The organism is Streptomyces daqingensis (assembly GCF_014645895.1).
Classification (GTDB): Bacteria; Actinomycetota; Actinomycetes; order Streptomycetales; family Streptomycetaceae; genus Streptomyces; species Streptomyces daqingensis.
Genome location: NZ_BMMP01000012.1, coordinates 26,124 through 37,466, shown reverse-complemented (window position 1 = coordinate 37,466; position 11,343 = coordinate 26,124). Strand labels below are relative to the sequence as shown.

The 11,343-nt window shown below is 71.7% G+C and carries 9 protein-coding genes; 7 read left to right on the top strand and 2 right to left on the bottom strand.

Translation table 11 applies throughout. The features are described 5' to 3' along the window. Positions 1 to 56 precede the first annotated feature (56 nt). The 6 genes from IEY56_RS18410 to IEY56_RS18385 all read left to right on the top strand — a co-directional run bounded on the left by IEY56_RS18410 (position 57) and on the right by IEY56_RS18385 (position 6,764). Positions 57 to 290 carry a hypothetical protein gene (locus tag IEY56_RS18410; protein ID WP_189038334.1) on the top strand — a complete coding sequence of 78 codons (234 nt, stop codon included), beginning with the start codon at positions 57 to 59 and terminating at the stop codon, positions 288 to 290. Continuing rightward, the gene (locus IEY56_RS18405; protein ID WP_189038333.1) at positions 280 to 519 is read left to right on the top strand and encodes a hypothetical protein; all 240 of its coding nucleotides are present in this window, start codon (positions 280 to 282) and stop codon (positions 517 to 519) included. Before IEY56_RS18410 ends, IEY56_RS18405 begins: the two co-directional genes overlap by 11 nt. Before the next feature lie 186 nt (positions 520 to 705). Further along, positions 706 to 1,404 carry a zinc metalloprotease gene (locus tag IEY56_RS18400; RefSeq protein WP_189038332.1) on the top strand — a complete coding sequence of 233 codons (699 nt, stop codon included), beginning with the start codon at positions 706 to 708 and terminating at the stop codon, positions 1,402 to 1,404. A 255-nt stretch (positions 1,405 to 1,659) separates the two neighbouring features. Then, positions 1,660 to 3,381 (top strand): hypothetical protein, encoded by a 1,722-nt coding sequence (locus tag IEY56_RS18395; protein WP_189038331.1) that lies wholly within the window; start codon positions 1,660 to 1,662, stop codon positions 3,379 to 3,381. Between the two features lie 221 nt (positions 3,382 to 3,602). Further along, entirely contained in the window at positions 3,603 to 6,140 is a 2,538-nt protein-coding gene (locus IEY56_RS18390) for a type 1 periplasmic-binding domain-containing protein (protein WP_189038330.1), read from the top strand. 21 nt (positions 6,141 to 6,161) lie between these two features. Further along, on the top strand, positions 6,162 to 6,764 hold the full coding sequence (locus tag IEY56_RS18385) for a hypothetical protein (protein WP_189038329.1): 603 nt from the start codon (positions 6,162 to 6,164) through the stop codon (positions 6,762 to 6,764). A gap of 248 nt (positions 6,765 to 7,012) precedes the next feature. Here IEY56_RS18385 and IEY56_RS18380 read toward each other — a convergent pair whose 3' ends face one another. Further along, positions 7,013 to 7,201 (bottom strand): hypothetical protein, encoded by a 189-nt coding sequence (locus tag IEY56_RS18380; RefSeq protein ID WP_189038328.1) that lies wholly within the window; start codon positions 7,199 to 7,201, stop codon positions 7,013 to 7,015. Between the two features lie 211 nt (positions 7,202 to 7,412). Then, positions 7,413 to 9,746 (bottom strand): molybdopterin oxidoreductase family protein, encoded by a 2,334-nt coding sequence (locus IEY56_RS18375; RefSeq protein WP_189038327.1) that lies wholly within the window; start codon positions 9,744 to 9,746, stop codon positions 7,413 to 7,415. A gap of 261 nt (positions 9,747 to 10,007) precedes the next feature. Between IEY56_RS18375 and IEY56_RS18370 the strand changes: the two genes are divergently transcribed. Further along, positions 10,008 to 11,246, top strand: a complete 1,239-nt coding sequence (locus IEY56_RS18370) for a Tm-1-like ATP-binding domain-containing protein (protein WP_189038326.1) — start codon at positions 10,008 to 10,010, stop codon at positions 11,244 to 11,246. Positions 11,247 to 11,343: the final 97 nt, after the last annotated feature.

Sequence of the window (11,343 nt, the reverse complement as noted above, 5' to 3'; positions counted from 1 at the left end):
CACGCGTCCATGCTCGTTGCCCGGGAAGAAGAATTCAGCAAGGGGAGCGTGAGCACATGGAACCACCCGGACCCCGCACCGCCTCTGACGTGGTCGAAGAGGCGGAGGCGGCGCGCGACGAACTGCACGCCGCACTCTCCGAAGCGGGCATCCTGCTGCCCTCGCTGGGGCTCGATCCGGTGACGTTCGGCTGTGACTATCTGCCACCGCTCGTCGATCTCGGCCGCTGCAGCCCCCGGGTCGCCCGCGAACTCGCCGCCGCGCTGCGGGGTGCGGGCCGTGGGAGATGAGCGAGGGGCCCCGTACGGCGAAGAAGGGGAGACGGGGGAGGAGGACGACCCCGAACGGCCCGGGACCGCCGCCGGTCCGGCGCACACCGGCGGCGGTACCGGCCCGGGCCGGGAGCGAACAGGTCCGGGACGGGACGGGCCGGGGGAGTGCGAGGAGGAAGCGCGGCGCAGGGCGCTCCTCGCGAAGGTCCGGGAGGCGAACGCTCAGAGCCTCAAGTGGCCCCGGTGACCTGCGGCGTGGCCGTCGTCCGTCCGCTCCTGGTTTGCGGGACGGGCCAGTTGTGAAGAAAACGGATATTGCCGGGTAACCGGACTGCCTGTCCGTGCGTCTTGTCCGTACGGGCTTCACGCCGCCGTCGAGGCCCCGGGCGTCACGGTGGCGTCTCCCCCCCACACAACTTCATAGGAGCCCCAGATGCTGAGGAGCAGCCTCATCTTCGGCACGGCGATGGCAGTGACCTGCGCACTCGCCGTCACGCCAGTACGCGCCGACACGCTCGTCACGCAAGGCCACGGATTCAAGCTCACCACGCAGTTCGGGGTGTCCGCGCTCAGCCCGGACCGTCCCTACACCGTCACCTTCGCCTCCGCCGACCTGAAGAAGCGCTACACCCCTCATCTGACGAAGGCCGTCGCCCAACTCAGGGCAGCGGGGCTGAACATGGCCGTCGGCGGCGTCGAGGAAGTCGCCGGTTCCGCCTGCCCGCCCCAGGGGCACGTCCACTACACGGAGGAGCACCGCCCGATGGGGCGGGGCGGTTACAGCCGCGGAGCCCCGTGCCCCCACCCCGCGGACGGTGTGGCGGCGGGCGGCGTCGTGTCGATGGACAGCGAGTACTTCGACGGCAGCTGGTACATCTCGCCCTACAAGCTGCGCAACACGTTCGTGCACGAGATGCTGCACGTACTCGGCCTCGACCACCCCAATCTCGACCTGAACCGCAACGGCATCGTGGAGACGTACGAGTGCGTCGCCACGCCCTCCGGTGTCAAGCCGGTGATGTGCTCACCCAACGGCGGCCGCAGATCGTCGGAGGCGGGGACCCTCACCGTCCACGACCTCGACGGAATCGAGGCGCTGCTCGCCAACGGGCGGGCGCTGGGCGTCCGCTAGGGCGTGTCTGACGAATGTCGTCGTCCGCCGCGGGCGAGCAAGGCGCAATCTGTCATACACGGCCTGACGGCCTTGGCGCCCGGCTTCCGGAACTCCGAGGCCCGCGGGCTGCTCCGTGGGGGTTCTCCGAGGGCTGTGTCACGGCGAGGCGCGCCCGGTTCGCGGTGCGGCGCGAGTCCACAATGAACTCGTCTCCCTGTTCGGGCCCGGGATGACGGAAAGTCACCGGGCCGCGACTGTAAGGGCGGTGGGCGAGTGGCGCAGCACAGGCGTTCACGTCAGGACCTGGTGCAGCAGCGTCTGCGTGACGGATTCGTCGGCCGCGCCGGTGAAGTCGCCGTCTTCCGCGACAACCTGGCCCGCGACCCGGAGGACCCGGACTTCCAGTTCCTCTTCCACGTGCACGGCCTCGGCGGGGTGGGAAAGACGACGCTGCTGCGGTACTGGGAGCATCTGGCCCGCGACAGCGGGGCGGTGACCGCGCGGGTGGGCGACGAGGTGCACAGCGCCGTCGAGGCGATGGAGGCGGTCGCCGGGCAGTTGGAGAAGCAGGGCCGTCCGCTGAAGAAGTTCACGAAGCAGGCCGGGGCCTACCGGAGGCGGCGCCACGAACTGGAGACCTCCCAGGACGGGTTCCCCTCCCCGTCCGGGCAGCGGGAGGACGGCGGTCCGGGCGGCTCTCCGGCAGCCTCCCTCTCCAGCGCGGTCGTGACCCAGATCGGGCTCGCGGGGCTGGGCCTCATCCCCGGAGTGGGCGGCGTCGCCAACGCGCTCGACCCGCAGCAGGCCGCTCTCGGGACGGAGAAGCTCCGCTCGGCGCTCGCCGGACGGTTCCGCAGCCACGAGGACCTGCGCCTCGTCCTCACACCGGTGGACGTGCTCACGCCCGTCTTTCTGGCCGAGTTGAGCGAGGCAGCCGAACGCAGCAGCCGCGTCGTGCTGTTCTTCGACACCTTCGAGCGCACCGCGCCCCTGCTGGAGCGGTGGCTGCGCGACATCACCCTGGACTCCCGTCACGGGACGCTCCCCGTCAACGTGCAGACGGTGCTGTGCGGCCAGGGAAGGCTGGACCGGGATTGCTGGGGCGGAGTCCTGGACCTCGTCCAGCAGGTGCCGTTGGAGGTCTTCACCGAGGACGAGGCCCGCCAGCTCCTCGCCGCCCACGACGTCACCGACCAGCAGGTCGTCGACGTCATCCTCGACCTGTCGGGACGGCTGCCCGCCTGGGTGGCTGCCCTGGGGCAGGCGCGGCCGCTGGGCCCCGGAGCGGTGGGCGACCCGGCCGACAGCGCGGTCGAGCGCTTTCTCAAGTGGGAGACCGATTCCGACCGCCGCCGGACCGCGCTGGCCTGCGCTCTGCCCCGTCAGCTCAACGAGGACCTCTACCGCCTCCTCGCCCCGGAGTCCCTGGCGGGGGAGTACGCCTGGATGCGCGGTCTGACGTTCGTCAGCGGCGACAACGGCCACTGCCGGTACCACGACGTGGTGCGTACCGCGATGCTCCGTCTGCAGCGGGCCCAGTCCCCCATGCGCTGGGAGGCGCAGCACACCCTTCTCGCGCGGGCGCACCGCGAGAAGCGGCGGGCGCTGGAACCGGCGCTGGAGGCCGCGGGGCTGTGGAAGGACCCCGCCTGGCGCCAGGCGCGCCTGGAGGAGATCTACCACGGGCTGTGCGCCGACCCGGCGGGGGCACTCCCGTACGCACTGGAGGCCGCCATCCAGGCGGGCACCGCCGGCAGCGTCGTACTGCACCGGTGCGCCAGGACCATCGCCCAGGCCGGGCACGACACGGGGGACGAGGGCGTCGCCGCGTGGGGCCGCCGGCTCAGCGCCACCGAGGACGACGCCGTCGCGCTGGCCCGCATCCTCACCGCCCTGACCACCGCGTCCGAACTCAGCGACGAGTACAGGGCCCTGACGCGGTCGGGCACCGGCGCGGGCACCGGTCCGGGCCGCGCGGGCACGAGCGCGGGGTAGCGGCCGCACGCGGACGTCCCGGGGCTCTCGTCACACGCGAAGCTGTGGTCACACGGTGGCGCTTCACGGTGACGGAGTGCGTGGTTGGGTCAGGGTGATGTACAACTCACCTGTCACGTACGCGAATTGACGCGCAGTCAGTGTTCGCTGCGGCGGGACGGGCGACCGGCCGGGGAGCCCGTCGCCGGTCATGCCACAAGATCACGGGGGAGGCGGGGAGAGTGCCGGAGTTTCCAGGATGGGACGGCCGCAAGGAGTTCGTGGCGGCCTTCCGGGCCGCTGTACGCACGCGCCACCGGCTGAGGAAGCGGGTGCCGAAGCTCCCGCCCGTCGTCCTGCGGACGGGGCCCGAGCTGTCGGAGCAGGCGCTGTCGGCGCTGGAGGAGGGCCTGCAGCGCTCCTCGACGCTCGGCCGGCTCGTGCCGTGCGCCCCGTACGCCCGCCTCGACGGGGAGGGCCGTACCAGGACGGAGCTGATCGAGCAGATCGTCGGGACGCTGCGCCGGGACAGCCCGCCGGAGACGGGCAAGTGGCGGTTCCCCACCTACGACATGGTGCACAGCATCACCGAGGAACCCCGTCCTGATCCGGCCTCGGCCCACCCGGCTCCAGCCTCCGGAACCGTCGGCCTCGGACCGTTCACGCTGAGCATCCCCTGGCCCGCCGTGCGCGAGGCCCTGCAGTCGGCCCGCTGGCGGCTGTGGTCGAAGCGCTGGCAGTTCCGGTTCGCCTTCGGCCGCCGCTACGGAGCCCTCTGGCCGGACGACTACCGGGGACCGCGCACCCTCGACGCGGCGCTCAAGCGGTTCGACGAGGTGCGCCGCCAGGGAACGGACGCCTGGGACGGGCTGCTGCTCACGGCCCTGATGACCGACCTGTACGGGCAGGCCCGGCAGGGCCTGCTGCTGCAGCCGGGGCGCCGCCGCCGCCGCGCACGCGTGGCCCTGCTGCTGAACGGCGGCGGTGCGGGAGCGGAGACCGTCAGCAGCTTCGTCTCGCTGTACGACGAGAGGCTGCGGGTGAGCCCCAACCCGGCGATGGTCGTCGTAGCCGCCCTGCCGCCGGAGGGCGCCGGCGAGTCCGGGCGGGCGACCCTCGTCGACGCCGCCAGGCGGCTCGTGGACACCAGGAGGGAGGCCCAGCCGTCCGTCCACGTCGCCCTGCCGGAGCCCGCCGGGGTCAGCGAGGCGGTGCCGCCGGTGTGGAAGGCGTGGCTGCGCGTCCGTCCCGGCAAGGAGCTCCTGACGGAGGCCGTCGCACTCGCTGTGGCGGCATGGCTGGCCGGCATGTTCGCGTTCCTCGGGTACGAAGGGCCCTTCCTGGAGGAGGACACCGAGTGCCTGGAGGCGGCCGAGTACGTCGACCAGGGCCGCCGCGGCCATGACTCGCCCAAGGCCGACTACCAGGAGGCCGTCGACGAGATCGACGAGCTGAGCGAGGAAGCCGAGAAGGAGGGCGACCCCGACCGGACCGTCACCCTCGCGCTCATCCACTCGACCGTGTCCGAGAACATGAACGAGCTGCGCTCCGGCGGGGCCATCCCCGAACTCCGCGGCGTCGCCATGGCCATGCGCTCCCTCAACGAGTCCGCGCCGAAGGGCGACGACAGGGTCTGGGTCACGGTCAAGCGCTACAACGCAGGCGTGCAGTACGAGAAGGCGGAGCAGAAGGCCAGGGAGATCATCGCCGACGCCGGGAAGGACTCCCGGTTCCTGGGCGTCACCGGCTTCACGGAGAGCCGCAAGAGGACCCTCGCCGCCCTCGAACTCCTCAACGACGCGCGGATTCCCGTCGTGAGCTCGACCGCCACCGCCAAGCGCATGGAGGTCGGGCGCTACTACCACGGCGTCGCACCCAACAACGTGCGCGAGGCGAACGTGGTGGCCTCGTTCCTGAAGCGGGCCAACACCGTGCGCACCAGCGCGGATTCGTGCGTACAGCCCGAGCACGTCGCCGTCGTCACCGACCCCGCGGACGTCTACAGCAACGAACTCGGCCTGAAGTTCGCCCAGCACCCGGAGGCTCCCCCCACCGGAGCCCGCATCGGCTACACGCCTGGAGACTCCAGCGCCCACGGCGCCTCCGGCCAGACCGACCTCGAGATGAAGTACAGCATGGGCGACGTGGCCGCCGCGGTGTGCACGAGAGTCGAGAAGGAACCCAGGACGCTCGTCTACTGGACGTCCAGGGTGCGGGAGTTCGAGGCGTTCCTGGAGGACTACCAGAACACCGCCTGCGCCAACGAGAAACTGACCATCGTCGGCGGGAACGAACTCACCAACGCCGCGCTGAGCGGCGGCTACGCGGACGAGTCATGGCTGCGGCTCTACCACACGGCGCACACCCTGCCCGTCGGCCACAGCAAGCGCAGCGCCAGGGCCAGGGCCTTCAACCGCTCCTACACCGACCAGTTCGGACCGGAGGACCTCTGGGCGAACGACGGGCACGCGTCACTCGCCAACGACGGGGTCAAGGTCTTCGCCCAGGCCGCCGAGAAGGCGCTCGAGGTGGACCTGAGTCTGGACATCAGCAACGTGCACCAGTACATCATCAACGGCAGCTTCAGCATGGAGGGCGCCAGCGGACACATCAGGTTCGCCAACGGCGCCCTGCGGCCGCTCAACAAGATGCTGGTCCTCCTCCACCACAAGAAGGGCCGCTCGGGAGCGGCCCTCGTGTGCGGGAAGACCGGGAACAACATCGACGCCGGCAAGGAGTGGAAGCAGGGCGAAGAGACCTACACCTGCCCCGAAGACTGACCTCTCTGATGGAAAGAACACATGGTTCATGAGCACGTGCGCGACATCTACACCCGGGCCGCGCGTACCGCGTTCCTCGACCGGGAGGCCGTCCGCGGCGCCGGGGACGCGGAGTTGGAACAGCTCGTCGGCGGCCAGCGGCTCGACTCCCTGCCCGCGGCGGCCGGTTCGGTGCTGCGGCTCGTCGGCGGAGCGAAGGGCCCCTGGTTCCTCGGCGAACGCCTCGTACTCGCCGACGCCGACCCCGGCGGGCTCAAGGAGGCGGCGCTCGGCTGCGGCACGCAGGAGACCGGCGCGCAGCTCCACGACACCGCCGGGATGCTGGTGCTGACCTGCCACGACGGCACGCGGTACGAGGTCGTCGACGGCTGCGACCTCTCCATGGCGGACCCGCCGGTGTGGATCCTGGACGGCACCGGGGACGTGCAGAAGTCGTGCGGAAGCCTCACCGAGTGGTTCTCCCGCGCCGCCGACCGCGTCGTGAACCTCTCCAAGGACGTGGCGAGACGTGCACGCCAGGGACGTCCGACACCGCCCTGGGCCCGCTACTTCACCATCTCCGCGAGCACGCGCCCGGGCCGGGCGGGCGACCGGACCGAGGGCGGCGCCGAGTCCCGGCCGTAGCGCAGCCGGCCGCGGGGCGGCGCGCGTCCCGGGCCCGCCGGCGCCGCGGGCCCGGCTCGCCGGAGCCCGCTGTCAGTGGCGGGTGGCAGAGTCGGAACCGTCCACATCAACCCATGCTGGCTGCTGAGGCGACGTGGACGGCCCCGCCCTAAGGGCGGGGCCGGCTTCATCCTGGCTCATCCTGGCGGGGACCGGGCGCCGGCCGAGGTCGCCCCGTGGCCGGGAGGGACGCGAGGGACGCGAGGGCTTCAGTCCGAGCCCGCCGACGGGTCGGATTCCTGTGCCTCGCGCTGGGCCTTGCGGCTCGGGGTGAGGCTGTCTCCCGCCTCGCTGTCCCGCCGCCGGGCCCTCTCCTCGGTTACGTCGGTTTCGGCCTTCTCGACCTGGTGCTCGAGTTCCTCTCCGGCCGAGGGCGCGTTCTCCTTCGACTTGCCCATGTCCAAGACCTCTCCTGAGGGCGTTCACGCTCCGCATTCGACGCCGCTCGAATGCCTCTCCTGCTCTCGTACGGGACGAGTCCCCTGCTGCCGCTCCCGTACACCACGCGGCGGCCCGTACGGATCAAGCGGCCCACGGCCCGGAGAGGCGGCGCCTCCCCGCCCGGCCGGTCAGCCCGGCCTCCCGGCTGCCGTGCGGCCCGGCTCGCTGTCACGAACCGCCGTCCGCGGTCGGCGTGATCTTCTCGACGCGGACGGGGGTCACCTTGTAAAGCGGCTGCTTCGAGACGGGGTCCCACTCGGTGTGGGTGAGGGCGTTGGCCGCCCGCATCCGGGTGTCCCCTTCCGGCTGGTCGAAGTCGCCGTAGTGGAACGGGACGAAGACCGTGCCCGGACGGGCCCCGCCGACCGTCGCGACGGCCTCGACGGTCCCGTGCGGGGAGCTTACGCGGACCATGTCGCCGTCCCGGACGCCCAGCTGCCCGGCGTCCTCCACCGACATCTGCACGTACGGACCGGGTGCGGCCGCGTTCAGCTGCGGGACCCTGGCCGTCTTGGTGCGCGTATGCCAGTGGTGGACCCTTCTCCCGGTGGCGAGGCGCAGCGGATAGCCGGTGGAGGTCTGCTCCCGCGGTTCCAGGTAGGGAGCGGACTTGATCACGGCGCGTCCGTCCGGATCGTGATCGCGGTACTCCCCGGGCTGGTTCTGTGCTCCCGTCACCACGTCGTGCCCGAAGTCCTCGCATTCACCGGCCGCCGTGGCGAAACGATGGTCCGTGTAGAGGCGTTCGGTGCCGTCCGGGGCGCTCGCGGTGCAGGGCCACTGGATGCCGTCGGAGGAGCGCAGCTTGCCGTATGTCGCGGCGCTCTGGTCGCACAGAGTGCCGCGGGTCAGTTCGCAGAACGACTCCCAGGCGTCCTGCGGACGGCTCCAGTTCAGCAAAGGAGCACCGCTGTTGTTCTTCAGCTGCATGCGCGTCGCGTAGTCCAGCAGGATCTCGAAGTCGGAACGGGCCTCGCCGGGCGGTTCCACGGCCTTCTCGGAGAGGTGGAGAGTGCGGTCGGCGTTGGTGTAGCAGCCTGTCTTCTCGCCCCAGAGCGCCGCGGGGAGTACGACGTCGGCGAGCGCCGTGGTCTCTGTGGGAAAGGCGTCGGAGACGACGAGGAACAGGTCGTCCCGGCTCAGCACGGAGCGCACACGGTGCAGTTCCGGCAGGGACACGGCCGGGTTGGTGCCGGTCACCCAGAGGAACCTGACGCTGCCTTCCGCGCACAGGCGAAGGATCTCCATGATGTGAGTCGGGGATCCCTCGTGCGGGATCTGCCCCACGTCGACGTTCCACGCCTCGGCGAGCTGGGCGACGTGCGTCTCGTTCTGCCAGTTGCGGAAGGCGGGCAGAGTGCCGTCGGCGCCCGTCTCACGCGTGTTCTGCGCTGTGGGCTGGCCGTTCATCTGGAAGACCGAGCAGCCGGGCCTTCCGATCATGCCGCGCAGGAGATGGAGGTTGTTGACCTGGACGGCGGCGGCAGTGGCCTGATGGGACTGGTAGACGCCCTGCAGCACCGTGGAGACAAGGCGTTCGGCCGTTCCCAGGATGCGGGCGGCCTCGCGGATGTCCGACGCGGGCACGCCGCAGATCCCGGCCGCGCGTTCGGGCGTGTACTCCGCGACGAGCGCCGCCAGCTCCTCGTAGCCGACGGTATGGGCGTCGATCCAGCGCCGGTCGGTCCAGCCGTGCGCGACGACCTCGTGGAGCAGGGCGTTGAGGAGCGCCACGTTCGTACCGGGGCGGACCGGCAGGTGAACGTCCGCCTCGCGGGCGGGCGCAGTCGACCGGGGATCGGCCACGACGAGGCGGGGCCTGTCCGGGCCGCGGAGCCGGTCGCGCATCCGGGCCCACAGCACGGTCTGCGTCTCGGCCACGTTGTGCCCCATGAGGAACAGGCCGTCGCACAGGTCGATGTCCGTGTACGAGCCGGGGTTGCCGTCGCTTCCGAAACTCTCGATGAGGGCCCATTCCGCGGTGGCGGTGCAGAGGCGGGTGTTGCCGTCGAGGTGGTTGGTGCCGATGCCCCCTCGGGCGATGACGGCCTGCGCGTAGTACTCCTCTGCGAAGAGCTGGCCGCTGGTGTAGAAGGCCATCGCGGACGGCCCCTGTTCCGCCATGACCTTCCTCGACCGGCCGGCCACCGCGTTCATGGCCGTGTCCCAGTCGCAGGGCGCCAGCTCGCCTCCAGCGCCGCGGATCAGGGGCCGGGTCAGCCGGTCGGGGGAGTGGTTGGCCTGCCAGCCGTAGAGGCCCTTGGGGCCGAGACGTCCGTGGTTGACCCTGTCGGCTGTCCGCCCGCGGACGCCGACCATGCGCCCGTCGTGCACGGCGATGTCCATCCCGCAGCCGTTCGAGCACAGCACGCAGGCGGAGCGGACCCACCGGTCGACGAGTTCCTCGTCCACTGTCAGATAGCTGTCAGCGCGTGCAGGCCACCGCTCGCCCGGCGCGAACGGCGCCGTCTCGCCCCACACTTCACATGTCCGGTCCGTCATCGGTCTCCCTCGCGTCCATCGACGTGGCGCCGGCCCGCAGAGCGGCACGGACTTGTGCCGGTCCCCCCGCGGCGGCGAGGGCAAACAGGAAGGGGGAGCGGCCGGGAAGCGCACCTGGGCGAGCGGGGCCCACGCCGGTAGTTTCAGTGGGCCGGGCAGTCCGCGAACAGAGCCGGCCCCGCAGGGGTCCTGCGGCGTCAGGTGCCGGGACATTCCGGGGCGGCAGAGTGAGCGAGGGACAGGGAAGAGGAGGCGGGCTGGATGGCCACGGTCGTTCTCATCGGCACGATGGACACCAAGGGTGAGGAGTACGCATGGGTGTCGGACCGCGTGCTCGCGCACGGGGCGGACACGGTGACCGTCGACGTCGGCTCGTTCTCGGAAGCGCGCGCGTCCGGGGCGGACGTGGCAGCCGAGGAGGTGGCGCGCGCCGGTGGCGGCGACCTCGCGGCTCTGCGCGACGCCGGTGACCGCGGCGCGGCCATGGAGGTGATGGCCGCCGGGGCGGCCGCGGTCGTCCTGAGGCTGTACGCGGAGGGCCGGCTGGACGGGGTGCTGGGCCTCGGCGGCTCCGGCGGCTCGTCCGTGGTCTCCCGGGCCATGCGGGCACTTCCGGTCGGCGTCCCGAAGCTGCTGGTCTCGACGATGGCCTCGGGCGACGTCTCCCCGTACGTCGGCGAGGCGGACGTGACGATGATGCACGCCGTCGTCGACGTGGCCGGAGTCAACTCGGTCTCCGGGCAGATCTTCGGCAACGCCGCCGCGGCGATCGCCGCCATGGCCGCGGAGCACGAGGCCCGGGGCTCCGCACCGGGGAGCGAGGGCGAGCGGCGGCCGGCCGTCGGCCTGTCGATGTTCGGTCTGACCACCCCCGCCGTCGACGAGGCGCGGGAGGAGCTGGTGCGCCTCGGCTACGAGCCGCTGGTCTTCCACGCCACCGGCGCCGGCGGGCGCGCGATGGAGAAGCTCGTGCGCGATGGGCGGCTCGCCGGGGTCCTCGACCTGACGACGACAGAACTCGCCGACGACCTGGTCGGCGGCGTCCTGAGCGCGGGCCCCCGCCGGCTGGAGGCCGCGGCTGCGACGGGCGTCCCGCAGGTCGTCTCGCTCGGCGCGCTCGACATGGTCAACTTCGGCCCCCGCGAGGCGGTGCCCGCCGAGTTCGGGGACCGCAGGTTCCTGGTCCACAATCCGACGGTGACCCTGATGCGGACCACGCCGGAGGAGAGCGCCGAACTGGGCCGGCGCATCGGCGCGAAGCTCGCCGGCGGGCACGGACCGGTCTCCGTTCTCTTGCCGCTGCGCGGGCTGAGCGGCATCGACGAGGACGGCGGTCCGTTCCGGGACGCCGTCGCCGACGAGGCTCTCTTCTCCGCGCTGCGTGGCGCGCTCGCCGGGTCGCGGGCCGAGATCGTCGAGGTGGACGCGCACATCAACGCGCCGGGATTCGGGCGCGACGCCGCCCGGCGCCTCGACGAACTGATCACCGGAGCCGTGTGAGGGGAAGACCCACACGTGTACGAGGACGCGGAGCACGGGGACCGCTGGAACCCGTACGGAGCCCGCGTCGGACCCGCATGGAACCTGCGTTGTGGAC

Coding starts and splice junctions, on each gene's coding strand:
- IEY56_RS18380 (WP_189038328.1), bottom strand. CDS start 7,201: ATGGGCAAGTCGAAGGAGAACGCGCCCTCGGCCGGAGAGGAACTCGAG.
- IEY56_RS18385 (WP_189038329.1), top strand. CDS start 6,162: ATGGTTCATGAGCACGTGCGCGACATCTACACCCGGGCCGCGCGTACC.
- IEY56_RS18375 (WP_189038327.1), bottom strand. CDS start 9,746: ATGACGGACCGGACATGTGAAGTGTGGGGCGAGACGGCGCCGTTCGCG.
- IEY56_RS18400 (WP_189038332.1), top strand. CDS start 706: ATGCTGAGGAGCAGCCTCATCTTCGGCACGGCGATGGCAGTGACCTGC.
- IEY56_RS18410 (WP_189038334.1), top strand. CDS start 57: ATGGAACCACCCGGACCCCGCACCGCCTCTGACGTGGTCGAAGAGGCG.
- IEY56_RS18370 (WP_189038326.1), top strand. CDS start 10,008: ATGGCCACGGTCGTTCTCATCGGCACGATGGACACCAAGGGTGAGGAG.